The 25,030-nt window shown below is 43.7% G+C and carries 23 protein-coding genes; 19 read left to right on the forward strand and 4 right to left on the reverse strand.

The genetic code is table 11. The annotated features are described in order from the left end of the window. From A5886_RS04235 to A5886_RS04290, 12 genes are all read left to right on the forward strand, one after another. Window positions 1–870 carry an ROK family protein gene (locus A5886_RS04235; RefSeq protein WP_086273788.1) on the forward strand — a complete coding sequence of 290 codons (870 nt, stop codon included), beginning with the start codon at window positions 1–3 and terminating at the stop codon, window positions 868–870. Continuing rightward, the gene (gmuD, locus tag A5886_RS04240) at window positions 867–2,255 is read left to right on the forward strand and encodes a 6-phospho-beta-glucosidase GmuD (protein ID WP_086273789.1); all 1,389 of its coding nucleotides are present in this window, start codon (window positions 867–869) and stop codon (window positions 2,253–2,255) included. Before A5886_RS04235 ends, gmuD begins: the two co-directional genes overlap by 4 nt. Before the next feature lie 211 nt (window positions 2,256–2,466). After that, window positions 2,467–3,348: an ABC transporter permease gene (locus tag A5886_RS04245; protein ID WP_086275986.1), complete on the forward strand. Its 882-nt coding sequence runs from the start codon at window positions 2,467–2,469 to the stop codon at window positions 3,346–3,348. Window positions 3,349–3,361: 13 nt separating this feature from the next. Beyond that, a complete protein-coding gene (locus tag A5886_RS04250; RefSeq protein ID WP_086273790.1) occupies window positions 3,362–4,282 on the forward strand; it encodes a carbohydrate ABC transporter permease in 921 nt (306 codons plus the stop codon). A gap of 23 nt (window positions 4,283–4,305) precedes the next feature. Beyond that, a complete protein-coding gene (locus A5886_RS04255) occupies window positions 4,306–5,775 on the forward strand; it encodes an ABC transporter substrate-binding protein (RefSeq protein WP_086273791.1) in 1,470 nt (489 codons plus the stop codon). Window positions 5,776–6,030: 255 nt separating this feature from the next. Further along, window positions 6,031–6,651, forward strand: a complete 621-nt coding sequence (locus tag A5886_RS04260) for a YesL family protein (protein WP_086273792.1) — start codon at window positions 6,031–6,033, stop codon at window positions 6,649–6,651. Next, entirely contained in the window at window positions 6,644–8,389 is a 1,746-nt protein-coding gene (locus tag A5886_RS04265; RefSeq protein ID WP_086273793.1) for a sensor histidine kinase, read from the forward strand. The genes A5886_RS04260 and A5886_RS04265 overlap by 8 nt, the downstream gene beginning before the upstream one ends. After that, on the forward strand, window positions 8,379–9,863 hold the full coding sequence (locus tag A5886_RS04270; protein ID WP_256926141.1) for a response regulator transcription factor: 1,485 nt from the start codon (window positions 8,379–8,381) through the stop codon (window positions 9,861–9,863). Before A5886_RS04265 ends, A5886_RS04270 begins: the two co-directional genes overlap by 11 nt. Before the next feature lie 119 nt (window positions 9,864–9,982). Next, window positions 9,983–10,582, forward strand: coding sequence for a YczE/YyaS/YitT family protein (locus A5886_RS04275; RefSeq protein ID WP_086275988.1), 600 nt, complete (start codon window positions 9,983–9,985; stop codon window positions 10,580–10,582). Window positions 10,583–10,791: 209 nt separating this feature from the next. Continuing rightward, the gene (locus A5886_RS04280) at window positions 10,792–12,006 is read left to right on the forward strand and encodes an MFS transporter (protein WP_086273794.1); all 1,215 of its coding nucleotides are present in this window, start codon (window positions 10,792–10,794) and stop codon (window positions 12,004–12,006) included. Between the two features lie 121 nt (window positions 12,007–12,127). Continuing rightward, window positions 12,128–13,447, forward strand: a complete 1,320-nt coding sequence (locus A5886_RS04285; protein WP_086273795.1) for an APC family permease — start codon at window positions 12,128–12,130, stop codon at window positions 13,445–13,447. Beyond that, window positions 13,444–14,406: a D-2-hydroxyacid dehydrogenase gene (locus A5886_RS04290; protein WP_086273796.1), complete on the forward strand. Its 963-nt coding sequence runs from the start codon at window positions 13,444–13,446 to the stop codon at window positions 14,404–14,406. The genes A5886_RS04285 and A5886_RS04290 overlap by 4 nt, the downstream gene beginning before the upstream one ends. 83 nt (window positions 14,407–14,489) lie before the next feature. Here the strand turns inward: A5886_RS04290 and A5886_RS04295 are convergent, their stop codons facing one another. Beyond that, complete coding sequence (locus tag A5886_RS04295; protein WP_086273797.1) at window positions 14,490–16,007, reverse strand: flavocytochrome c; 1,518 nt, start codon at window positions 16,005–16,007, stop codon at window positions 14,490–14,492. A 227-nt stretch (window positions 16,008–16,234) separates the two neighbouring features. Here A5886_RS04295 and A5886_RS04300 point away from each other — a divergent pair, with 227 nt between their 5' ends. Both A5886_RS04300 and A5886_RS16150 read left to right on the forward strand, forming a co-directional pair. Continuing rightward, window positions 16,235–16,957 (forward strand): metal ABC transporter ATP-binding protein, encoded by a 723-nt coding sequence (locus A5886_RS04300; protein ID WP_086273798.1) that lies wholly within the window; start codon window positions 16,235–16,237, stop codon window positions 16,955–16,957. A 1-nt stretch (window position 16,958) separates the two neighbouring features. After that, window positions 16,959–18,719, forward strand: coding sequence for a metal ABC transporter permease subunit (locus A5886_RS16150; RefSeq protein ID WP_086273799.1), 1,761 nt, complete (start codon window positions 16,959–16,961; stop codon window positions 18,717–18,719). Window positions 18,720–18,770: 51 nt separating this feature from the next. Here the strand turns inward: A5886_RS16150 and A5886_RS04310 are convergent, their stop codons facing one another. Both A5886_RS04310 and A5886_RS04315 read right to left on the reverse strand, forming a co-directional pair. Then, complete coding sequence (locus A5886_RS04310; RefSeq protein WP_086273800.1) at window positions 18,771–19,655, reverse strand: metallophosphoesterase; 885 nt, start codon at window positions 19,653–19,655, stop codon at window positions 18,771–18,773. A 173-nt stretch (window positions 19,656–19,828) separates the two neighbouring features. Next, a complete protein-coding gene (locus A5886_RS04315) occupies window positions 19,829–20,545 on the reverse strand; it encodes a hypothetical protein (RefSeq protein ID WP_086273801.1) in 717 nt (238 codons plus the stop codon). Window positions 20,546–20,730: 185 nt separating this feature from the next. Between A5886_RS04315 and A5886_RS04320 the strand changes: the two genes are divergently transcribed. From A5886_RS04320 to A5886_RS04340, 5 genes are all read left to right on the forward strand, one after another. Then, the gene (locus tag A5886_RS04320) at window positions 20,731–21,504 is read left to right on the forward strand and encodes a TatD family hydrolase (RefSeq protein ID WP_086273802.1); all 774 of its coding nucleotides are present in this window, start codon (window positions 20,731–20,733) and stop codon (window positions 21,502–21,504) included. After that, entirely contained in the window at window positions 21,494–22,069 is a 576-nt protein-coding gene (gene rnmV / locus A5886_RS04325) for a ribonuclease M5 (RefSeq protein ID WP_086273803.1), read from the forward strand. The genes A5886_RS04320 and rnmV overlap by 11 nt, the downstream gene beginning before the upstream one ends. Further along, window positions 22,066–22,947, forward strand: a complete 882-nt coding sequence (rsmA, locus tag A5886_RS04330; protein WP_086273804.1) for a 16S rRNA (adenine(1518)-N(6)/adenine(1519)-N(6))-dimethyltransferase RsmA — start codon at window positions 22,066–22,068, stop codon at window positions 22,945–22,947. Before rnmV ends, rsmA begins: the two co-directional genes overlap by 4 nt. Before the next feature lie 181 nt (window positions 22,948–23,128). Then, on the forward strand, window positions 23,129–23,743 hold the full coding sequence (locus tag A5886_RS04335) for a hypothetical protein (protein ID WP_086273805.1): 615 nt from the start codon (window positions 23,129–23,131) through the stop codon (window positions 23,741–23,743). A gap of 125 nt (window positions 23,744–23,868) precedes the next feature. Continuing rightward, entirely contained in the window at window positions 23,869–24,642 is a 774-nt protein-coding gene (locus tag A5886_RS04340) for a C39 family peptidase (protein ID WP_086273806.1), read from the forward strand. Between the two features lie 42 nt (window positions 24,643–24,684). On the opposite strand, the gene A5886_RS15960 is transcribed toward A5886_RS04340, so the two are convergent. Continuing rightward, window positions 24,685–25,030: hypothetical protein (locus A5886_RS15960; protein ID WP_218776626.1), on the reverse strand; the 346-nt coding region annotated here is incomplete at its 5' end.

A 25,030-nucleotide genomic window follows, 5' to 3' on the forward strand; every position in this document is an offset into this window, starting at 1 on the left:
ATGTATATTGGCGGGATTGAAGCAGGCGGCACAAAAATGATTTGTGCCGTCGCTGATGAATCATTGGCGATCGTCGAACAGACGGCGATTCCCACAACAACGCCGGCGGACACACTGGCAGCAATCTTTGACTTTTTTGCGCCCTATCCATTAGCAGCTGTAGGCGTGGGCTCTTTCGGTCCAATCGGTATTGATCCGCAACAGTCGACCTATGGCCATATTTTGGCCACACCGAAAGCGGGCTGGCAACAGTTCGATGTTGTTGGAACCTTGAAAGCGCAGTGGCCTGACACTGAGCTCATCTGGACAACAGATGTCAATGCAGCTGCTTACGGCGAGTTGCGTTTAGGCGCAGCTCAAGGCAAAGACAGTTGCGTCTATATGACAGTTGGTACTGGTATTGGTGCTGGGGTCGTTCGAGACGGGGCACTTTTTCAAGGGATCGGCCATCCAGAAATTGGCCACACCTTTGTCAAACGGCATCCAGATGACACCTATGCAGGTACGTGTCCTTACCATCACGATTGTTTAGAAGGTCTTGCCGCAGGGCCTTCGTTGGAAGGTCGGACGGGCATCAAAGGACAAGATTTGCCTGACACACATGCTATTTGGGATCTGCAAGCGTATTATATTGGTCAAGCGCTGGTCAATATCACATTGACGTTGGCACCTGAGAAACTGATCTTAGGTGGCGGTGTCATGAATCAGCCTCATTTACTGGCCAAAATCCAAGCCGCTTTTGTCGAACAAATGGCTGGCTACATGGACACACCTCCCGTTGAGGACTATATATCTGCTTGGGCATTACCGAATCAAAGTGGTATCACAGGGTGCTTGTTGCTGGCACAAGAGAGGATGTCTGAAAAATGAAGCATCAATTTCCAAAGGATTTTTGGTGGGGCGCCGCTGCCAGCGGACCGCAAACAGAAGGTCGTTTACCCAATGACAGCAAAGGTGCTTCCATCTGGGATCATTGGTATCAAACCAATCCAGAGAAGTTTTTTCAAGGACAAGGACCTAATCGTACAACCCAAGTGATCACGCATTTTCAAGAAGACTTAAATAGCATGGAAGAAATCGGGTTCAATTCGTTTCGGACATCGATCCAATGGAGCCGTTTGATGCCAGAGGGCCGCGGGGCTGTCGATCAAGCAGCGGTGGCATTCTATCATCGTTACTTTGACGAGATGCTGGCTCGAGGGATCGAACCGTTTGTCAATCTGTATCATTTTGATATGCCGATGGCACTGCAAAATGAAGGGGGATGGCTTAACCGAGAGACCGTCACAGCCTTTGCTGAATATGCGCAAGTCTGTTTCGATTTATTTGGTGACAAGGTCAACCATTGGTTCACCCAAAATGAACCCATCGTCCCCGTAGAAATGGGCTACTTGTATCAGCAACATTATCCGGCTGTGGTAGATTTGGCGCAAGCCGTTCAAGTGGGCTATCATGAAGCCTTAGCCAGCGCTTTGGCGATTCAGAAATTTCGTCGATCTGGGTGTAAGGGGACGATCGGTATCATTTTAAACCTGACACCGACCTATCCAAAAGATCCGCAAAATCCTGCAGACCAATCCGCAGCAGTCATTGCCGATGCGTTCTTCAATCGATCCTTTTTGGATCCGGCTGTTAAAGGGACATTTCCCAAGGAACTAGTAGAGATCGTCGATGACCTAGGGATCCGTCCAGTCACAACAGCAGAAGACTTGGCGGTGATTCGCAACAACACTGTCGATCTTCTGGGGGTCAACTATTACCAACCGCGACGGGTGCAGCAGAAACACTCGCCTAAACAGGCGATGCAGCCAATGCCGGAAGATTACTTCGATGCATATGATTGGCCAGACAAAAAAATCAATCCATATCGTGGCTGGGAAATCTACGAAAAAGGCATTTATGACACCTTGATCAATCTTCGTGACAACTATAACAACATCCCCTGCTTTATCTCTGAAAATGGCATGGGGGTAGAAGATGAAGAGCGGTTCAAAAATGAAGAGGGAGTGATCGAAGACGCGTATCGCATCCAATTTGTGAAGGACCATTTGGCCTATGTCCATCAAGCCATTCAAGAAGGGGCTCATTGTTTGGGATACCATATGTGGGCGGCGACTGACAATTGGTCTTGGTTAAATGCCTTCAAAAATCGTTATGGCTTTATTTCGATCGATCTAGATACCCAAAAGCGTACGATAAAACGCTCCGGCTATTGGTTCAAAGAGGTGATTCGCGAGAATGGCTTTGACGCATAATCGCTGAAGTGTTAAAACGCTTACGTATCCATTAAAGATACGTGAGCGCTTTTTTTTGTACAAAAACACCTTTAATTTGTTGCATTTTACCTTTAGTTTGTTCATTCATTTCCATTGATGAAAGCGTTATTCTTATACCAGAAGGAGATGATGAAACGTGAAGAAGAAGGGTTTTTTGAAAAATGTCTGGCAGTATAAAGCACTGATTTTGATGGCTTTGCCAGGCGCTATCTGGTTTGTCTTTTTTTTCTACATACCAGTATTAGCAAATGTGGTGGCCTTTAAAGACTTCCATATTTCACCAGATGGCTTTTTTGCCAGTTTAAAAGAAAGCCCTTGGGTAGGGTTTGACAACTTTAAATTTTTATTTGCCTCCAATGATGCGTGGCTGATCACGAAGAATACATTGCTATATAATATTGTCTTTCTGGCATTTAACTTATTTTTTGCCATTGCGTTTGCCATTATTATGAGTGAGTTAAGAAACAAAAAATTAGTCAAAGTGTATCACACGATGTCTCTATTGCCATATTTTCTCTCATGGGTGGTTATTTCCTATTTTGTCTATGCCTTTTTGAGTCCTGATAAAGGAATCGTCAATCAATGGATCAACAACATGGGTGGACAAAGTATCAATTGGTATGCAGATCCAAAATGGTGGCCATTTATCTTTGTCTTCATGAATGTTTGGAAAAGTTTAGGTTACAACAGTATTATCTACTATGCATCGGTAGTAGGGATCGATCAATCCTATTATGAAGCAGCTATGGTCGATGGAGCCAATAAATGGCAGCAAATCAGAAATGTGACCTTGCCGCAATTGTTACCAATGGTTTCGGTGCTATTGATTTTAAATATTGGCGGGATTTTCAGAGCCGATTTCGGATTATTCTATCAAGTACCAAGAAATTCGGGGGCGTTATATCAAGTAACAACGGTATTGGACACATATATCTACAACGGATTGACAGCTACTGGTGACTTCGGAATGACTGCTGCAGCCGGCTTATATCAATCAGTTGTCGGTGCATTATTACTACTTTTTGCAAATTTGGTTGTTCGTAAATTAGAACCAGATTCAGCACTATTCTAGGAGGGTGAATCAAATGAAGAAAAAAGTCAAGAAAGTGGAGATTCGCTCCTTTAATCCAACAGTCAATTTAATTTTCAACATTGTGATTGCGTTGTTTGCCATCTCATGTGTCATTCCATTTATCTTTGTCATCGCGATTTCCCTGACAAGTGAAACCTCACTGGCTGAAAACGGCTATCGGTTTTGGCCTCAAGAATTTTCATTTGCAGCGTTTAGCTATCTCTTTAGCGGACGCATGAGCGGAAAGATTTTCCAAGCATTTGGAGTATCGATTTTCATTACGGTCTTCGGGACGTTCATCAATGCAACGATGACTTCGTTATATGCTTACGTGATTTCTCGTTCCAACTTTCCATTCCGCCGTTTCTTTACGATCTTTGCTTTGTTCACCATGTTGTTTGCGCCAGGAATGGTGGCCAATTACTTGGTGATGGTCAATTTACTGCAATTGAAAGACACCATTTGGGCATTGATCTTGCCAATGGCTTTAGGACCATTCAACATCTTGGTGATGCGGACCTTCTTTAAGAAAACTGTACCAGACAGTATCATTGAATCGGCGCGAATCGATGGCGCCAGTGAGATGAGAATCTTCCTGTCGATCGTTTTGCCATTAGCAGTACCAGGGATTGCCACAATCAGTTTGTTTGCGGCGCTAGGCTACTGGAATGATTGGTTCAATGCATTGCTATATATCCAAAAAGATTCTTTAGTGCCGTTACAAGCACTTTTGATGCGGATTCAAAACAACTTGGACTACTTAGCCAAAAGTTCAGGCATGGCTGCACAGATCCAAGGGGGATTGGCCGCTTTGCCAAGCGAAACAGCACGCATGGCCATTGTCGTAGTTGCAACGTTGCCAATTGCCGTCACCTATCCATTTTTCCAACGTTATTTCGTAGGTGGCTTGACAATCGGCGGCGTGAAAGAATAATAGAAGTAGAGGGAGGAACAAAAATGAAATTGTGGAAGAAAACAGCATTTGCCGGCATGGCTGCAGCGACAGCTTTGGGGATGGCAGCATGCGGCACCAGCGGAGACACGTCTGATTCAAGTACGGATGCCGATGGTGTCACAACATTATTGATGTATCAAGTAGGGGACAAACCAGATAACTTTGATGAGTTGATGGAGATTGCCAACAAGCGGATCGAAGAAAAAATCAATGCTAGAATCGATTTGCAATATATCGGTTGGGGCGATTGGGATCAAAAGATGAGCACCATTATCTCTTCTGGCGAAAATTATGATATCTCATTGGCATCGAATTACGTGGCCAATGCGCAAAAAGGCGCTTATGCAGATTTGACTGAACTGGCACCTGAATATGCCAAAGAAGCCTATGACATGTTGGATGAGTCTTATATCAAAGGCAATACAATCGATGGCAAATTATATGCCTTCCCTGTCAACGGCAATATTTATGCACAACAAGTACTGACTTTCAACAAACAGTACCTAGACAAATACGATATTGATATCAGTGGCATCGAAACGTATCAAGATGCAGAAGCAGCCCTAAAAACATTCCATGAAAATGAGCCAAATATCGCAGCATTTGCGATTGGACAATCCTACAACATCTCCGGTGATTATGACTACGTGATCGGCAAAGAATATCCCTTTGCCATCAAGTTAGATGGAGAATCTACAGAAATCATCAATCAATATGAAGACGAAGAGCAAATGGCCAACTTGAAGTTGATGCACAAATGGTACAACGAAGGCTTGATCCCAACGGATGCCGCAACCAACACAACCGGTTATCCATTGGAAGGCAATACATGGTTCATGCGTGAAGAAACCCAAGGACCAATGGATTATGGTGATACGATCTTAACCAATGCCGCTGGCCAAGAATTGGTTTCTCAACCAATCACCAAACAATTGAAATCTACAGGACAAACACAAATGGCCAACTTTGTCGTAGCCAATGTGTCCAAAAACAAAGAAAAAGCCGTTGAATTTTTAGGTCTATTGAACAGCGACGCTGAATTGTTGAACGGTTTGGTTTGGGGTGTTGAAGGCGATGCATGGGAAAAAGTAGAAGGACAAGACAACAAAATTCGTTTGTTAGACGGCTATCTGCCAAATACCCGGATGTCTGCTTGGAACACTGGGAACAACATGATTCTTTACACACAAGAATCGATCACAGATGAAATGATCGCTGAGCGGGATGAAAATATCGCCAATGCCGAAGCGTCACCAATCTTAGGATTCAACTTCAAAACCGACAATGTCAAAACGGAGATCACCAATATCGCCAACGTGATGAACCGTTACAAATCAAGTTTGACCACTGGTACGATCGATCCTGAAGAAAATGTACCGAAACTTGTGGAAGAATTGAAAACAGCAGGTTGGGATACAGTCCGTGATGAAATGCAAAAACAATTTGACGAGTATCGTGCGAGTCAAGAATAACCAAGAGTTTTGATCCTTGATTGAACGACAGGTCAAAGAGTGATTGCCCAGAACGATAGGTTCAAGCAATCCTCTTTGACCATTTTTTTCTTGATAGTTTCTGAAAAATACCACTATAAATAACGATGACTATATTTATTGGAAACAAGAATAACAATTGTACATAGGTTGATTAAAAGATTCTCAGCCAACTTGAGTTCAGATAGAAAAACATGCTACATTCTGTTTGTCGGATAAATAAGGGAGGAAAAGTGAATGGAAGAAACAGCAACTGGAGGATTGGTCAAAGGCTTTCGCATGATTTGGGGCCTTGTAAAATTAAACTTGCTTTTTGTCGCTTATACACTGGCAGGCGGCATCATTTTCGGTGTTGGTCCAGCCTTTTACACCATAAGCAGCTTAATCGAAGCGTCTGGTTTGGCGTATGAAGAACAAACATTTCGTAAAGGATGGGACATCTGGAAGGATGGTTTTTGGCGAGGAAACAAACAATTCTATCTCTTTTTCGCAGTCACTGCTTTTCTGGGATATAACTTGTATTTGGCCACGCAATTTCAAGGCTTGCTATGGTTGGTGATCTCTTTTATTTTGATCGTGATCATTGGCTTGTGCGGCTTGCTGTATTTACTGTCCGTCACCTTTGATGCCTGTTATGAGATATCATTTGCAAACAATTTGAAATTATCATTTATTTGCTTATTTTTGCGCATGGGAACGTTTCTCAAACTGATTTTCGGCTTAGCAGGGATTGCTGTGATCACCTGGACGATGAAAGGCTTGCTGCTTTTTGGCAGCTTTAGTCTGCTGATGCTGTGGGTCCATGGCGCAGTGAAACAAGAACGGACATTGATCGAGCGTGATTTGACGGATGCGTAAAAGAAGAGTCAATTTTTTCAAACATGATTTCTTGATCAATCAATTGATGCAACTGTATAGTTTTCTCTTGATCATCCTGTCGATCGTGATCATGCTTGCATTAAGCGCGTACACAGGACTTGAGCGTTTTCATACCAGCAATCGCTTAGCGGAAAACAGCAGTATGCAGTTAGATACGTATGTCAAAGAACGAAATACTGTCGTTTCAACGGTTCTCGGCGAATTTACCAATTCAGATACGGCATTTGAATCATTGCGCAACTATTTGCAGTTGTCATTGCCTGAATATTTTTCATACAGCAACGAGATTTTTCGTCAAACCGGGCAAAGCGTCTATCTGCCGAATATTTTGTATCGTTTGCTGCGGGAACATTCTGATATCGAAGAAATCATTATCCAATTAGATGAAAGTGACGATTTGTTGGTTGCCTCACCCCGAGCACCGTATGGTGAAAAACAACGCGGGACTAAGCTGGATCTAAAGAATCGGTTGTATTTTGCCCGTCCGATATCACAACCCAGCAATTATGCCCAACCATTAGGGCAAGTCTACGTTGTCTTCCAAGCAGACACGGTCATGGCCAATCAAGCTGCAGATAATGAGGTTCATGGTATCGATAGTTTTTTGTATAGCACCAATGGACAACGACTGTTTCAAAGTGCAACTGGCTTATCATCAAGTGAAGTGCAAATGATTGATACAGCCATGGCTGGAGAAAATGCCCATCTGTTGCAAAAGGACTACTATGTGCAGCAGCAAACCACCGTCAGTGGGGAAATCTCCTTGGTGCTGCTGTCGAAAAAAGTGATTTGGCAGGAAATCATCCAGAAGTCTTTGTTCATTTTTGCTATCGGAGCAGCAATCATCGGTTTGCTGCTATGGGTCTTGCAGCGGACTTTCAAGCGCTACACATCGCAGGTCAAAACCATCGTGGCAGCGACTACCGCTGTTAGCCAAGGAAATTTCAAAATCCAGATCGATACCGATCAGGTCCAGCAAGAATTGAAAGAGATTGCTGAAGCGATCAATCAAATGACCGTGAGTATCAACGATTATATTGAGGATATTTACACGTTGGAGATCAAGCAGCGGGATGCGGATATGCGGGCATTGCAAGCACAAATCAATCCTCATTTTCTTTATAACACATTGGAGTATATTCGGATGTATGCATTAAGTCGCAATCAAGAAGAACTCGCAGACGTCGTTTATGCCTTCTCAGCATTATTACGCAACAATACGACCCAAGAAAAGGTCAAAACCCTTGCTGAAGAAGTGGCCTTTTGTGAAAAATATGTCTACTTATATCAAATGCGCTACCCTGATAAGATTGCCTATCACGTCACTGTCGATCCGGAATTGTCACAATTGTACTTGCCCAAATTCACCTTGCAACCGCTAGTGGAGAATTATTTTGTCCACGGGATCGATTATCAGCGCAATGACAATGCGATCAGTATCAAAGCTTACAAAAAGGATGCGCAAATCGTGATCCAAATCAAGGACAATGGTAAAGGGGCAACCAAAGAACAAGTAATGGCAATCAATGAAACGTTGCAAATAGCAGAAATCGAGAAACAAACATCGATTGGCATCAAAAACGTCCATGAACGCTTGCGGGGCATGTTTGGCAACGGGTATCGCATAGAAATCACTGCGCAAAAGGATGCAGGATTTATAATTATGATCTATTTGCCCGAAGCAGGCATCAAGAAGGGAATGACGCATGGTGTATAAAGCAATGTTCGTGGATGATGAATATATGATCCTTCAAGGACTGAAAATGATTTTGCCTTGGGAAGAACTAGGCTTTGAAGTGGTTTATACAGCCAAGAATGCTTCCGAAGCATTGGACTATTTAACCGATCATACGGTCGATTTATTGATCACCGATATCCAAATGCCTGAGATGAATGGCATTGAGATGATCCAACAGGCGCAAATCACCGGCAACCATTTCTTTTCGATCATACTGTCTGGTTATCAAGAATTCAACTATGTAAAGCAAGGTATGGCACTTGGTGTGCGCAATTATTTGGTCAAGCCGGTCAACAAGCAAGAATTGCGCAAAAGTGTGATCGCTATCGCCGAAGAATTGGCACAACAAGAGCACCTGGCGCTAGAAAAAGAACTGTACCAAGAATCAAGCTTATTGCTATGGCTTAACGATGAATTAAACGAATCTGAGTATCAGCATTTATTGGCTGTGCAACAAGTGTCGGTGGCACCTCCTTACACCGTTTTGCAGTTTATGGGGGACTCAAAGCAACTTGCAGCAATCCATCAACTGTACCAAAAACAAAAGCAGCCCTTTAGATTGCCGGGCAAAATCGAAGAAGGGCAACTGACCGTGATTGCTGTGGGGGAGCGGCAAAAGGTCATTGATCAGCTAAATCAAGTCATCGAAGATATTCAGGGATCGTGGCAAGTGATCGTCAGTGAAACGGCTGCTGCTTGGGAGGATGTCTATCACGCCTACGAAAAGATCAAACAAGTGCAATCACTGCAAAACTTTTATCCTGACTTATTCATGGCAGAACCGATCATTCCAGTGTCGATCCTTGAACGCAATGAAGAGCAGCCATTGCTTTCTTTCAATAAAGCCTTAACCATTGGTGATCGCAAAACGGTTCAGGCTGAACTCGACGATATTTTCGATACATTGACCCAAGCGCAAGCCGATCCGGAACATGTCCGTTATACGGCCTTTCTCTTATTCAATGATATGTATCGTCAATTGCCCGCCTTATCAGACGAGAACCATGAGGTGATTTTGCACAAAATCAAAGAAGCGCAATCCTTGGCAGATTTGCGGGAATTGTTCGACGATATCTTGCGGTTGGTCAAAAGTCAGCCCAGCCAAAAACGCTATTCAGAAATCGTTCAAAAAACGATCCAGTTGATCGAAGAAGGGTTCACTCATGATTTGACTGTCAAAGCCGCTGCCGAAGATCTCCATGTCAGTGTGGTTTATTTGGGCCAACTCTTCAAAAAAGAAACCGAGATGAGCTTCAATCAATATGTCAACCGCATGCGTATCAAACACGCCCAAAAACTGCTGTTGCAGACCACGCAGACAGTCAGTGAAGTTGGGGATTCGATTGGCTATAATAACACCAATTACTTTTCGAAGATGTTCAAGAAACTAACGGGGCTGACCCCCAAAGAATTTCGTGATAGATATAGCCAGCAGTATGAATCCCTTGATTAATTGCACAATATCTGTAAAAAACACGACAAATCTTCTATAAATGATAGTAATTTGACCGCTTTCAAGGTAAACTAAATAGAGCGTATTCAATGATTAATGAAGGAAAAGAGAGTGATGTCGTGAAAGAATCAAAAAAAATTGGACAAGTATTTTTAGGAACTGGCTTGATTGCGTTGGCTGTTTCTTTATTGATCACTGCCCATCAGGGATATGATACAATCAGTACCTTCCTTTTAGGTATTTTGAATTTTGTCGAACTGCCGTTTTGGATCGCCAGTCTTTGTTTCAATTGTGTGGTCTTGTTGATCGTGGCTTTGCTGGGTCGTGAGGAACTTGGCATCGGCAGTATCATCAATGGGGTCGGTCTGGGCTTATTGATTGGGATTTTTGAACCGATGCTGGACAAAGTTTCGGTTCATCTGCCATTTTATTCTTGGTTGGCTATTATTGCCGCACCGATTTTATTTGGTATCGGTGCAGGGATCTATGTCTCATCCAATAAAGGATCAGCTGCGTTAGAAGCACTGACTGCATTGATCTATAAACGAACAAAATTGACTCAAAAAACGATCCGCATTGGGTTAGATGCAGCAATGGTTTTGATCGGGTTTGCCTTGGGTGCAAGTGTGGGCTTAGGTACGTTGTTGTGTATCGTCTTTATCGGACCGATATTTGAAGCAACGATGAAATTCCTAGCTGCACATGCACCTGCTGCTTGAGTGAAGATGCAACTTATCAAAAAATAGCATCAGATATTAAAAGAATGACGTATGGATGATCAATCGTCATTTTTTTTTTTGCATTTTTTTGATCCAATATCCCAGCCATTTAACAAATACCTAAAGATATTCTAGCCAAAAAGCGCATTTATTCCATGGCGGAAACAAATGAACATTCGGTATAATTGGCTTCATAAAGGAGGAACAAAATGAAACATTTTCAAGCAACGTTAACGGCTTGCTTTGTTGGGTATATTGTTCAAGCCATCATCAACAATTTTGCACCATTGCTTTTTCTCACTTTTCAATCACAGTATCAATTGCCCATAACGCAAATCACGCTTTTGGTGAGTATCAATTTCTTAACGCAATTAGTGGTAGATTTTGCGGCCATCTTTTTTGTCGATCGGATTGGCTATCGCCCGTCGATCGTCGCGGCCCATGGCTTTGCTGCGGCTGGATTGATCGGTCTGGCACTTTTTCCAGCTCTTTTCCCGACGCCTTTTACTGGTCTGCTGGCAGCAGTCATACTATACGCAATTGGCGGGGGATTATTGGAAGTATTGGTGAGTCCTATCGTGGAAGCCAGTCCAACAGCTCATAAAGAAAAAGCCATGAGTCTGCTGCACTCATTCTATTGTTGGGGCTATGTCGGGGTCGTTCTGGTCTCAACGCTATTCTTCGCTGTATTTGGTATCGATCGTTGGCAATTGTTGGCTCTGCTCTGGTCTTTATTGCCAATCGCCAATCTATTTGTTTTTCTGAAGGTGCCTTTGGCGCCAATCGTTGCCGAAGGAGAGCAAGGCTTATCCACCAAAGGATTGTTCAAATTAAAAACCTTTTGGCTGCTGTTGGTGATGATGGTTTGTGCGGGGGCTTCTGAGCAAGCCGTCAGTCAATGGGCCTCGACATTTGCTGAACAAGGATTAGGGGTTTCAAAAACGGTGGGGGATTTATCTGGTCCATTGGTCTTTGCCCTTATGATGGGCGCATCTCGCTTGCTCTATGGGCGTTTTGGCGAACGCATCGACCTCAAACGATTTATGCTCTTTAGCTTAGGCCTTTGCTTGATTGCTTATGGCATGATCGGCTTAGCGAAAATGCCATTGATCGGATTCTTAGGCTGTGGTTTGAGTGGCTTTGCAGTAGGTATATTATGGCCTGGGATCTTCAGTTTTTCCGCGCAATATATCCGCAATGGCGGAACAGCGTTGTTTGCTTATTTGGCTTTAGCGGGGGATTTGGGTTGTTCATTGGGCCCAGCTGTTGTCGGCAATGTAGTCGAGTGGTCAGGGGCGGGTCTACAGTTGGGGATCTTAGCTGCAATCGTATTTCCAATGCTGTTATTGCTGACATTGCCCTTCTTGCAGCGGGTCAGCAAAACCGAACAAGTTCCCCTAGAAATACTATCAAATCAAGAGTAATCGACTGTAGCAAGTGCTTATCAGATGAAAGCATTTGCTTTTTTTATTTGGCAAAAAGTGCTAGTCAAGCCAGCAGCTATCCGCTATACTTTGACTAATTCAACGTGAAGGAAGTGAAGGTGTGAAAAGTCAATTAAAAAAAGAAATCAGCTTTTTCGGTGCATTATCGACCGTAATGGGTACGGTGATCGGTGCTGGCGTCTTCTTCAAAGCTGCGGCAGTTGTGCAGCAAACGCAATCTACGGGCTTGACCTTATTGGTGTGGTTGTTGGCGGGATTCTTAACGATTTGCGGCGGTTTGACTGTAGCTGAGTTGGCGACAGCGATTCCAGAAACTGGCGGACCTATTCGCTACATCGAAAAAATTTATGGCAAGTTACCCTCATTTTTATTAGGCTGGGCACAAAGTATTATTTATTTTCCTGCGAATGTGGCAGCTTTGAGTATTATTTTTGCCACCCAATGTATCAATTTATTTCATTTATCAAGCCATTATTTGATACCATTATCGATTGTGACAGCTATCAGTGTGACAGGAATTAATCTGTTAGGGACCAAAGTCGCTGCGAGGGTGCAGTCTTTTACATTGGCGATCAAATTGATTCCTATCGCATTGATCATTGTGGCTGGTTTGATCATGCCAGGTCAGGTCGAGGTATCATTAGTCGATTTTTCTTCGAACAATCCAGATTCGGTTTTGGCAGGTATCAGCAGTGCGTTGTTGGCGACACTCTTTGCCTATGACGGCTGGTTAGGTGTGGGAAATGTAGCTGGAGAGATGAAACAGCCGGAAAAAGATTTGCCCAAAGCAATTATTTTTGGTTTGAGTTTTGTGACGCTGGTCTATGTTTTGATCAATGTTGCATTTCTAAAAACATTGCCAATCGATCACATTGCAGGGAACTTGAATAGTGCTTCAGAAACAGCGATGGCTCTATTCGGGGCCTTTGGCGGGAAATTGGTCACTATCGGTATTTTGATTTCCGTCTATGGCGCCTTAAACGGCTATACCATGACTGGTTTGCGGGTACCGTATGCGATGGCTTTGGCCAATGAGATCCCTTTTAGTCAGACCTTTGCCAAACTCAGTAAAAGGACCAATGCGCCTTATGCGGCAGCTATCTTGCAAGTCAGTATTGCGTGTATCATGATTTTTCTTGGTACCTTTGATCTATTGACAGATATGCTGGTTTTCGTGATGTGGTTCTTTAGTGTATTATTGTTTATAGGCGTGATATTGTTGCGCAAACGTGCGCCCCGCATGCATCGCCCATATCGTGTCCCACTTTACCCAATCACACCGCTGATTGCTGTGTTGGGCGGTTGCTTTATCTTAGTGATGACACTGATCACGGCACCGGGTCTGGCCATCATCGGGATGGGTGTCACTGCATTGGGGATTCCTGTGTATTTTGCAAAAGCGAAAGGAGCAATCAAATGAAAATCGTTGTTTTAGATGGCTATGCCCTTAATCCAGGGGATCTGGATTGGCATAAAATGGAAGCATTAGGTGAATTGAGGGTCTATGATCGGACCTCTTATACAGATCAAGACGAAATCATTACACGAATCGGTGAAGCGACGGCGATATTCACCAATAAAACCCCGTTGACCAAAGAAGTACTTGAAGCCTGTCCACAACTGCGTTATATAGGGGTGTTGGCGACTGGCTACAATGTGGTTGATCTCACAGCAGCCAAAGAACAAGGCATCATTGTGACCAATATTCCGAGTTACAGTACCCATGCTGTGGCGCAAGCGACCTTTGCATTGCTGCTGGAAGTCACCAATCAAGTAGGTCGTCATAACCAATCCGTTCATCAAGGAGATTGGCAAAACAGCAAGGACTTTTCTTATTGGCAAACGCCTTTGACAGAGTTGGCGGGCAAAACATTGGGCTTGATTGGTTATGGCGCAATTGCTCAAGCTGTTGCGGCCATCGCCCATGCCTTCCAAATGGAGGTCATTTACTATAATCATCGGGTCAAAGCACCTCAAGCAGAGTGGGCGAAGCAAGTATCGTTAGCAACCCTTTATCAAACAGCTGATGTGATGAGCTTGCATGTCCCTCAATTTCCTGAAACAGAAGGAATGATCGATCATGCGGCTTTGGCACAGATGAAAGACACAGCGATTTTGATCAACACAGCCCGTGGAGGATTGTTGGATGAATCAGCTGTTGCCCAAGCGCTGTCCGAAGGCAAAATCGCCGCATTGGCAGCGGATGTGGTATCGACAGAACCGATTGCAGCGGACAATCCATTACTGCAAGCACCGAATTGTTACCTAACACCTCATATCGCATGGGCGCCAGTTGAAACCCGTCAACGCTTGATGGAAATCGCAGTTGGCAATCTAGTAGCGTTCATTGATGATGCACCGCGAAATGTGGTTTCCTAAAGTTTGACATCGAAATGCCAATCAAATAGATGAAAAGACAGATACATTTCTGATTGATCGGAAATGTATCTGTCTTTGTTTTTTTACTCTTGTCCAGACGCGTACGCTGCAGATTTGTTTCCTGCTTGACGACCGAAGATAATGATATCAGCGACTGCATTTCCGCCGATTCGATTGTCGCCGTGCAAGCCGCCAGTCACTTCACCCGCTGCAAATAAGCCAGGGATCGTTTTGTCATCTGTCGAGATGACTTCTGTATTGGTGTTGATTTTGACACCGCCCATTGTATGGTGGATCCCAGGGGCAATCGAGATTGCATAGTAAGGACCCGTTGAAAGATCATGGTCCATACCAGTTTCTCTACCGAAAGCAGCATCCTTGCCAGCAGATACACTGTCATTCCAAGTCGCAACTGTTTCTGCTAAGGCCTCTTCTGGCATCGACAATTCTTTCGCTAATCCTTCAATGGTGTCCGCGGATTTGACTAGACCTTGAGATTCATAAAAGTCAATTGCTGTAACTCGCTCTTTCACACCGGCATCCAAAATCAACGTAGCTGATTTTTCAGGTAATGCGATGATGGCAGCGGACACGTTATCACGGGTATCCATTTCATTGTAGAAACGTTCCCCCTCGTCATTGACAAGAATTGCTCCTTCTCCACGAACGGCTTCTGTGATCAACAATGATTTGGATTGATCAACAGTAGGGTGGATTTGGATTTTGTCCAAATCAACGGTTTGACCACCCAATGCTTCGATCATTTTGATTCCGTCACCAGTAGAACCTTCTTGGTTTGTTGTTACATAGCCTTCTAATGCGGGATTGTATTCCTCGATCATCTCCATATTGGCACCAAATCCGCCTGTTGTCACAACAACAGCTTTGGCATCGATCGTTTTTTCGCTGCCTTCGACGTTGACCGTTACGCCATTGACTTGACCGTCGGTTTCATTGATTGCTTTCACATCGGCATTCACGAAAATTGGAATCTCCATATCATGGATATTGCGCATCAAGCCATCCACTAGATATTCACCCACAGCCGAACCATCTGTTGGTCGGTGGGTTCTTTTTTCGCTCATACCGCCTGTTACGGTAAGGTTATCCAAAGTGATGCCCATTGAGTCCAACCAATCGATGGCTTCGGCTGAATGATCCACGAAATAACGCAACAATTCTTTGTCGTTGGTGCCTTTGCCACCAGCTAATGTTTCTTCATAAAACAAATCGTTCGAGTCTTCAATGCCTTCAGCTTCTTGGAATTTGGTTTCTGATGCGTTCATGCCGGCTGAAGATTTCAATGTATTGCCTCCAGCGATTGGCATTTTTTCTAAAATGACTGGATTGGCACCGGCATCTTTTGCTTGAATCGCTGCCGCCATCCCAGCACCACCAGCACCAACGATCACGACATCATAGCTGTCTGCCAACGTGCTAGGATCCGTGTATTCTTGCCCAGATGCAGCTGAATTCGCATCTGTTTCTTCACTGCTGGCAGTCGTGCTGCTTGCACTAGTACTTGTTTGTGAATCAGCACCACAAGCGCTTAATAGCGCCAATGTACTTAATACTGCCAAAGTTTTGCCCAATTTCTTCATTTCTATTCCTCCTAAAACTTTTTTCCAAAGAATAGGGTAACATATTACGACGGTTATTTTTAGTTTTTGTTCAATAAATCACATGAAAATGAGAAATTTTTTAGTTTCACTCAATGAATGAGTAAAACCTACTTGCAAAAACAGTTCAGTTTTGTATAATGGAAATAAGTTAGGTAAGCCTAAAAATTAAAATAAATAAACCTTAACTATAGAAATGGAGTGAGAATATGATTACTTTTTCAAATATAACGGCCACCTATGATGGGGTTCATCACGCAGTGGAGGATGTTTCTTTTGTCACAGAAAACCCCGCTATCGTCGGGATTGTCGGACCAAATGGTGCAGGGAAATCAACATTTATCAAAGCAGCATTGCAAGTGATACCAGCGTCTGGATCTGTCACAGCCGACGGTCAAGCATTGGGCACATTTCAAAAAAGAATTGCCTATGTCGAACAAAAGGCGGCCATCGATTATACCTTTCCGATTACGGTCAAAGAAGTAGTTTCCCTTGGTCTTTATCCTAGTATGCGGCTGCTGCAGCGCATTCGTCCGAAAGAATGGCAGCAAGTGGATGCCGCATTGGCTGCAGTGGAGATGAAGGATTTTGGTGATCGTCAAATCGGCGAATTGTCGGGAGGACAATTCCAGCGGGTCTTGATTGCACGAACATTGGTGCAACATGCAGATTTCATTTTCTTAGATGAACCATTTGCCGGGATCGATGCCGCAAGCGAAGCGATCATTGTCACTTTACTCAGACAACTCCGTGATGAAGGCAAAACGATTTTCATTGTCCATCACGATTTAGGAAAAATCACTGAATACTTTGACGCATTGGTGATGCTGAATCAACGGCTGGTTGCCTATGGTTCGGTAGGTAACGTATTCACAGATGCCAATCTCAAAGCAACATTTGGTGATGCAATCATTGTGAAAGGGGGATTGTAAGATGATCACAACATTCTTTACGAGTTTAGGTACGTATCACTTCTTGCAAAATGCTTTGATTACAGCCGTAGCGATTGGGATTGTGGCAGGGGTGATTGGCTGCTTTATCATTTTACGGGGCATGTCCTTGATGGGGGATGCCATATCCCATGCTGTCTTGCCTGGTGTCGCATTGTCATATATTTTTGGAATCCACTTTTTTGTGGGGGCCATCCTATTCGGCTTATTGGCATCCGTGATCATTACCTATATTTCAAATAATAGTTTGATCAAAAGCGATACCGCGATTGGGATCACCTTCAGTTCGTTTTTAGCACTAGGCGTTATTTTGATCGGTGTGGCCAATAGCTCCACGGACCTATTTCATATTCTATTTGGGAATGTTCTGGCCGTGCAAGATAGTGACAAGTGGTTGACCATCGTGATTGCGTTGGTGGTGATTGCTGTGATCGTTGTATTCTTCCGGCCATTATTGATTACTTCATTTGATCCAATGATGGCCAAAGCCTTTGGCATGAAAGTACAGCGATACCATTACTTGCTGATGTTTCTATTAACGTTGGTTGCTGTAACAGCGATGCAAAGTGTGGGAACGATTTTGATCGTTGCCTTGTTGGTGACACCAGCAGCAACTGCCTATCTGTTTACCAAAGAGTTGAAAAAAATGATGGTGATTGCGGGCGTATTAGGTGGTTTGGCTTCATTCGTCGGCTTGTTTATCGGCTACACCTTTAATATCGCTGCGGGTTCAAGTATTGTCCTCACAGCAGGGGCCTTCTTTGTTCTTGGTTTCCTATTTTCACCAAAACAAAAAACAAGTACAGTGAAACGCTGGTCCGTGACTGCGGCTTTGGCGACAGTTGCTATTGTTGGCGGTGTCTTTTTGGCACAGCAAAACAGTCCAGCAAGTCAAACCGAGGGCAAGTTGTCCGTTGTTGTTACCAATTCGATCATTGCTGATATCACCAAAAATATTGCTGGCGACAAAATCGATCTTCACAGTATCGTACCAGTAGGACGAGACCCTCATGAGTACGAACCTTTAGCAGAAGATGTACGGTTGGCCACAGATGCAGACGTGCTCTTCTATAATGGACTGAACTTGGAAACTGGCGGCAATGGCTGGTTCACTAAATTGATGGACAATGCCAATAAAGTAGCCGATCAAGACTATTATGCAGTCAGTGATGGCGTGGATGTATTGTACCTTTCAGATGATGAAGATCATACTAAAGCCGATCCTCATGCGTGGTTGAATTTAGAAAACGGGATGATTTATGCACAAAATATTGCCAAGCGATTGAGTGAAAAAGATCCAGAAAATCAAGCGTATTATGAAGAAAACCTAACCAATTATTTGGCTGATTTAACGGCACTTGATGAGAAAGCCAAAGCCAATTTTGATTCCATTCCAGATGAAAAGAAATTGATCGTTACCAGTGAAGGCGCCTTTAAATACTTTTCTAAAGCCTATGGTGTCCCTTCAGCGTACATCTGGGAAATCAATACGGAAGAAGAGGGCACACCCGCTCAAATCAAAGATTTGGTCGATCAACTGCAAACGTCTGAAGTGGCGTCCTTATTTGTCGAAAGCAGTGTCAATACAAGACCCATGCAAAGTGTCGCCCGCGATTCTGGCATACCGATCTTTGACACCGTCTTTACCGATTCGATTGCTGAACCCGGGGAAGAAGGAGATAGCTACTATCGGATGATGCAATGGAATTTAGAGACGATTTATGCAGGATTGGCACAAGAATAAAGCGCAATCGTTCCATAAAAAAACAGCACGTGCTGCGATACCAACCAGGTATCATTGCACGTGCTGCGTTTGCGTATTTTTTGGGGTTGGTTCTTTTTGCGGTGGCAAATGATAATAAATCATTTCTGGTGGAACACCTAAACGTGCGGGAATCTTTGTCGTCCCCACACCACTTGTGACACTCAATAAAGTGTCTTCGCCGAATAGATAAAGACCGTCGGTATATTTGAGGGCACCTTTGGTTTTTGCGTAGTAAAAAGGCAAACGAATCTGACCGCCATGACTATGGCCAGACAAAATCAAATCATAACTATGGAGATTGGTGACCCGTGAGACATAATCAGGCTCATGCAATAGCAGAATCTGCCATTCTGCCAATGTAGATTCATAGGAATAGTTCACGCGAGGACTCTCAATATCGATGCCAGTAATGGACATGGACGTTTTTTCATCAGAACCGAAGACGGATTCATTGTCCAGCAAAGTGAACCCGGCATTTCGAAAAACTTCAGCGACGAAGTAATGGCCATCGTGCAAATGATCATGGTTGCCCAGAATAGCCAGTTTGCCCATCGGTGCCTGTAATTTTTTGAGTTTTTCCACCAAGCGATTGGTGGAACGATGCGGCCATTTTTTGTAGTTATCGATCAAATCCCCTGTGATGACAATGAGATCAGGTTTGTGTTCGATCGTCGAGCGAATGATCCGATTCATTCGCCTTGGCTTGAACCAATGAGAGAAATGCAAGTCACTGATATGGGCGATCACGATCGTATCTTCTTCTTGATACATATCATAGGCTTTGGAAATATCAAGCACAGTCTGCTTGTCTTTTTTGATCAAGTAATGGCGCTGTTTCAACCTATGGGGTTCGATGATAAAGGAGTATAGCAGCACGCCTATGATGAGGAATGCAATAATGATCAAGGTCAACATGGCGAGGCTCCTTTTTTTGATTTTTCTCTTTTCTAGCATAGTAGATTGTACCACAAAAAGCAATCGAACAATGCGCTTAAATCCAAATAATCGAATCTGCAAGCAGGACTTGCAACAAGCACAAAAAAACCGAAAGCCGCCAATTATATAGGCGCTTCGGTAAGAGATGACTGTTATTTAAATTTGGATGATCGAAAGAAGCGGCTTTTGTGTTTTTTGGGTACCAACGCCATGATACAGTCATAAGGGACGGTCATCAGTGCCCAAGCAACACCCCGACTAGAAGCAAAGGCGTAGTTTTGTTTTAAAATCATATGACCGCTGATCAATGCGACACCGATTCCGCCATAGAATAACCATTGATCGTTCCAAGTGGTAAATGTATGCAATGCTGTTACCAAGAATGGGAACGTATAGAAATACATAGCGGATAAAACAAAGGTCATGTTTTTGGTCAATTGTCGGATCGTTAATAGAAAGAAGAGACCCGAGAGCAATAACCCCAAAGGTGGAAACAAGCTGACTAGAAAGGAATAGATCATCCCCCATAAAATCATCCCTGGTCCTTTGACCAAAGCTGCGACCATCAATAAAACAAACAAGAATAAGAGCTGATGCGTAAATGTCGCCGCAGTCATCAAAGCAAAACAGCCAATCATCAGCCAATGAGACAGCGTATTGGTTTGACCAACTTGAGGCACTTGCTGCTGCAGTTTCAGCCAAGTCGCAAAGTTGGGGAAATCCTGTTGAAATGTCCGTTTAAAGTCTTGGTCAAATTGCTGATGGGCATTTTGTTGACGATAATATTGATACCGTTTCTTCATATTGGCTTTTGTATGGATGACTGAATCATTCGAAAAGCGGCTACCAACAACGTTTGGTTTTTCCATAATAACACCTCCAAGTGTAAGTATTGTGTTTAGTATAGAAGAATTGTTGACCAACGACCTCCACCTTGAGGCCGATTTTTTGTACCTTGCTGAAAATTTTCTAAGGACAGTGAAAAAAGCAACCGTGATTCGTTTCTTAAAATGGAAAAATATGCTAGAGTATAGGAGAATTAAGGAGGCGTAACATGATTTTCGATACACATACCCATTTAAATGCAGAACAATTCAATGATGATATTCCAGAAACGATTGCCAGAGCCCATGAACTTGGCGTGACTGAAATGGCGGTCGTCGGATTTGACCAGCCTACGGTTGAAAAATCGCTGGCACTCAGTCAGGAGTATCCATTCATTTATAGTATTATTGGTTGGCACCCCACTGAAGCAGGATCTTATACGGCGGCGGTAGAACAGTTTTTAGAAGAACGGCTAAGCTTGCCCAAAGTGGTTGCATTAGGAGAAATTGGTTTGGACTATCATTGGATGGAAGATCCGAAAGATGTCCAAGAACGGGTTTTTCGCCGGCAAATCGCCATTGCTAGAGAGCGGAAATTACCTATCAGCATCCATACCCGTGACGCCATCGAAGATACCTATGCGATTTTGAAAGATGAAAAAGTACAAGACGTCGGTGGTATCATGCATAGTTTCAGCGGAGACGACGAATGGGCCAAGAAATTTCTTGACCTAGGGATGCATCTTTCGTTTAGCGGAGTGGTCACTTTTAAGAAAGCTTTAGAAGTACAAGCAGCTGCGAAAATCGTTCCCCAAGATCGTTTGTTGGTAGAAACAGATGCACCATATTTAGCACCTGTCCCTTATCGCGGCAAGCGCAACGAACCAGGCTACACCCATTATGTGGTGGACCAGATCGCTGCGTTGCGGGAAGAAAACCCAGAACAAGTCGCTGATTATACCAGAGAAAATGCCCATCAGCTGTTTCGGATCGATGGCAAGTAAGCCGCGGATCGAAGAAATCATAGTCGTCGAAGGCAAAGACGACACGCGCCGACTGCAAGAAGTGTTTGATGTGGATACCATCGAAACCATCGGCTCAGCAATCGATGAAGGAATTTTGGACCAGATCGAACTGGCTCAAGAAACCCGCGGTGTGATCGTGTTTACAGATCCAGATTTTTCTGGCGAGAAAATTCGCAAAATCATCATGGAAGCTGTACCTGATGCCAAACATGCCTTTTTGCCCCGCAGTCAAGCAGCCCCCAAAGGCAAAGGCAGTCTAGGTGTAGAACATGCAAGTCATCAAGCCTTGAAAGAAGCACTGCAAAAAGTCGTGACGCCAATGACAGCAGCAGAAGCTTCTGAAGGACCGTCGATCGATCGTCAACTGTTGCTGGCATTTGGCCTGATTGCAGGTGCCGGTGCGAAAGAAAAACGTGAACGATTAGGTGATATTTTGCGAATCGGGTACACCAATGGCAAACAATTAGAAAAAAGGCTGGCGATGTTTCGAATCACAGAAGCCGAATTTGCGGCTGCGATGAAGATAGTGGAGGATGAACAATAATGGAAGAACGAGATATTGCTACCCCCTCGAGAACCAAGGAAATATTAGCAAAACATGGATTTACCTTTAAAAAAAGCTTAGGGCAGAACTTTTTGACAGAGCCGAATATTTTACGCAAAATCGTTGAAACAGCAGGCGTGAACGAAGAAACCAATGTCATTGAAGTAGGACCCGGGATCGGTGCATTGACGGAACAATTGGCCAAACATGCCAAACAAGTCGTTGCCTTTGAGATCGACGATCGCTTGATCCCTGTCTTGGCAGACACGATGCGTCCTTATCCCAATGTCAAAGTCATTCATCAAGATGTCTTACAAGCGGACCTAGCGACCACCATCCAAACTGCTTTTGACCAAGAACTACCGTTGAAAGTCGTGGCGAATCTGCCCTATTACATCACAACCCCTATCATGATGCACTTTTTGGAATCAAATGTACCGGTACAAGAAATGGTGGTCATGATGCAAAAAGAAGTTGCTGATCGCATCTCCGCGCAACCCGGCACCAAAGCCTATGGCTCATTGTCGATTGCGGTCCAATACTACATGGAAGCCAAATTGGCCTTCATCGTACCGAAGACCGTCTTCGTGCCGCAACCCAATGTTGATTCAGCAATCTTGAAATTAACCAGACGGGAAACACCTGCAGTAGCTGTGACAGACGAAAAGGAATTTTTCAAATTGACCAAGTCAGCCTTTCAATTGCGACGCAAAACATTGTGGAACAACTTGCAAAACACGTATGGCAAAGACGACGCAACCAAGGCATGGCTGCAAGCCAGTCTTGAAGCCAGTGAAATCGATCCGAAACGTCGGGGAGAAACGCTGTCTTTGGTGGAGTTTGCACGCTTGAGTAATGAGATGTTGGCGCGGAAATAAAATATCAGCATCTAAAGCGTAAGAAAAAGAGGGATAACGAAATCGTATCCCTCTTTTTTGTGCAATAAATACAGATACCTTTAGGAGAGTCTTGTGTATCTTTGATATGTCTTGACACCTAAACGAAAGACAGGTAGAATAAGCTCATTAAACGTGTCAAGACACTTTGGAGGAGTAAAAAATGAAAAATCATTCTATTCGTCATTTGACGATTGCTGCATTGTTGATTGGAATGGGGATCGTGATTCCGATGGTGATGCCGAAAATCGTTATCGGGCCAGCTTCCTTTACTTTAGCTAGTCACGTGCCAGTCTTTGTTGCTATGTTTTTCTCACCAGCAATGGCGATTGCGGTGGCACTAGGGACTACATTTGGGTTCTTTTTGTCATTACCACCAATTATTGCCTTACGGGCTTTGTCACATGTGATTTTTGCTGTGATTGGGGCAGTCTATCTGCAAAAACAGCCCAATCTTTTATTGAAAAATGGAAAGCCTACGCTGCTGAACGGTCGTTTACAATTGTTCAATTTGCTGATTGGGTTGATTCATTCTGTGATTGAGATGGGCGTGGTAGCACTGTTTTACTTTACGGGCAATGTACCTGGCACCGCTTTTGATGGGGACTTCTATTATTTCCTTTTTGTGTTGATGGGCATCGGCGGTTTGATCCATAGCCTGATTGACTTCAATTTAGCGTATTTTGTTGCGGGTGCGTTAAGCAAACAATTCGAAATCAAGGCTTTCACACAAGCCAAGCAACGGTTTTTGAAGAAACAAAAAAGTATCGTATCGTAATAAAATCAAAAAAAGCGCTGGGCTGGATCCAGCGTTTTTTTTTTGTGAAATGTACTTTAAAAAATATGCCATTCCAATATAGGATTTACGTATTTCCGTTATAATGGTTGAAAGGAGGAGAACAAATGAGAAAAAAGCCAGTAAAAGCCATCATACTATTTTTCACAATCAGTGTCGTCCTCTTTGTGCTGTTTTTCGATGGCCGCAAAGGTCAATCACCCTTTACTACCCGAAACAATCAGTTATTGACACAACAGAGTACTTCTGACAGTAGTCTTTCCAACTCCGAAGATGTCCAAGAAGCATCGATACGTATCGATGTTCCTTTGGAAAGTCAATTCGATGAGGTTGCCTTGGGCAATGGTTGCGAAGTGACAGCTTTGTCCATGCTTTTGAATTATTATGGTGTTGAAACCAATAAAAATGCATTAGCTGAGCGTATTCATTATGTTCCCGTCCATGAAGATGCCACTTATCGCGGAGATCCTCGGGAAGGATTTGTCGGCAATATTTATGGAGGAGATGCGGCCATGGGTGTGGATGTAGAGCCGATCGCAGAGGTCGCAGCGCAAGTCGTTCCAGAAGGGATGCAAATCATCAGCGGAAGAGACAAAAGTTTTGATGAGATCATCACCGTTTTAGAAACCGGGACCCCGATTTGGATGATTGCAACATTGGAATTGCAAGTGCCCACTAATAACGATTTCTTTACTTGGGAAACCAGAAATGGTCAAATCTACGTCACCACTTTGATCCATAGTGTAGTCATCACAGGGATCGAAGGGGATACGATGTATGTCAATGACCCTTACGGCCACAAAGATCGTTCGGTCAGTAAAACCGATCTTGCGACAATTTATCAAAAAATGGGTCAACAGTACCTTTATTTGCAAAAGTAAAAAAAAGGCAAAAGTTCTCGTTGACAGTAGATGAAAAAACAATTATAATTTTTGAAAATTACGTATAGAATTTGATGAACGTTGACGAGAAGAGTAGCAGATGATCAAAGATACAGAGACTCCGGTTGGTGAGAAAGGAGACATGCGGCAATCTGTGAAGATGAACTCCGAGTTTTTATTTGGTTCACGCCAAACAAACGTGATGCGCCCGTTACCGCGCCAAGTATCATAGTGTACTGTTGAGGTGTTATTTGTGAGAATAACACGAATGAGGGTGGTAACGCGCATCAGTCGTCCCTTTTGCTGTAAGGCAAAAGGGGCGGCTTTTTTGCTGTGAATCACTACGATTGACTTGCGGAGCAAGGCAGAGTAGATGATGAACAGTACT

The sequence above is a fragment of the Candidatus Enterococcus testudinis genome (genome assembly GCF_002140915.1).
In the GTDB taxonomy this organism is placed as follows: domain Bacteria; phylum Bacillota; class Bacilli; order Lactobacillales; family Enterococcaceae; genus Enterococcus_D; species Enterococcus_D testudinis.

Bases quoted from the DNA above. Each gene is read 5' to 3' on its own strand.
- A5886_RS04290 (WP_086273796.1), top strand. From the start codon at position 13,444: ATGAAAATCGTTGTTTTAGATGGCTATGCCCTTAATCCAGGGGATCTG.
- A5886_RS04245 (WP_086275986.1), top strand. From the start codon at position 2,467: ATGGCTTTGCCAGGCGCTATCTGGTTTGTCTTTTTTTTCTACATACCA.
- A5886_RS04255 (WP_086273791.1), top strand. From the start codon at position 4,306: ATGAAATTGTGGAAGAAAACAGCATTTGCCGGCATGGCTGCAGCGACA.
- A5886_RS16150 (WP_086273799.1), top strand. From the start codon at position 16,959: ATGATCACAACATTCTTTACGAGTTTAGGTACGTATCACTTCTTGCAA.
- A5886_RS04235 (WP_086273788.1), top strand. From the start codon at position 1: ATGTATATTGGCGGGATTGAAGCAGGCGGCACAAAAATGATTTGTGCC.
- A5886_RS04340 (WP_086273806.1), top strand. From the start codon at position 23,869: ATGAGAAAAAAGCCAGTAAAAGCCATCATACTATTTTTCACAATCAGT.
- A5886_RS04260 (WP_086273792.1), top strand. From the start codon at position 6,031: ATGGAAGAAACAGCAACTGGAGGATTGGTCAAAGGCTTTCGCATGATT.
- A5886_RS04250 (WP_086273790.1), top strand. From the start codon at position 3,362: ATGAAGAAAAAAGTCAAGAAAGTGGAGATTCGCTCCTTTAATCCAACA.
- A5886_RS04320 (WP_086273802.1), top strand. From the start codon at position 20,731: ATGATTTTCGATACACATACCCATTTAAATGCAGAACAATTCAATGAT.
- A5886_RS04280 (WP_086273794.1), top strand. From the start codon at position 10,792: ATGAAACATTTTCAAGCAACGTTAACGGCTTGCTTTGTTGGGTATATT.
- A5886_RS04335 (WP_086273805.1), top strand. From the start codon at position 23,129: ATGAAAAATCATTCTATTCGTCATTTGACGATTGCTGCATTGTTGATT.
- A5886_RS04295 (WP_086273797.1), bottom strand. From the start codon at position 16,007: ATGAAGAAATTGGGCAAAACTTTGGCAGTATTAAGTACATTGGCGCTA.
- A5886_RS04270 (WP_256926141.1), top strand. From the start codon at position 8,379: ATGGTGTATAAAGCAATGTTCGTGGATGATGAATATATGATCCTTCAA.
- A5886_RS04310 (WP_086273800.1), bottom strand. From the start codon at position 19,655: ATGTTGACCTTGATCATTATTGCATTCCTCATCATAGGCGTGCTGCTA.
- A5886_RS04265 (WP_086273793.1), top strand. From the start codon at position 6,644: ATGCGTAAAAGAAGAGTCAATTTTTTCAAACATGATTTCTTGATCAAT.
- A5886_RS04300 (WP_086273798.1), top strand. From the start codon at position 16,235: ATGATTACTTTTTCAAATATAACGGCCACCTATGATGGGGTTCATCAC.
- rnmV (WP_086273803.1), top strand. From the start codon at position 21,494: ATGGCAAGTAAGCCGCGGATCGAAGAAATCATAGTCGTCGAAGGCAAA.
- A5886_RS04315 (WP_086273801.1), bottom strand. From the start codon at position 20,545: ATGGAAAAACCAAACGTTGTTGGTAGCCGCTTTTCGAATGATTCAGTC.
- gmuD (WP_086273789.1), top strand. From the start codon at position 867: ATGAAGCATCAATTTCCAAAGGATTTTTGGTGGGGCGCCGCTGCCAGC.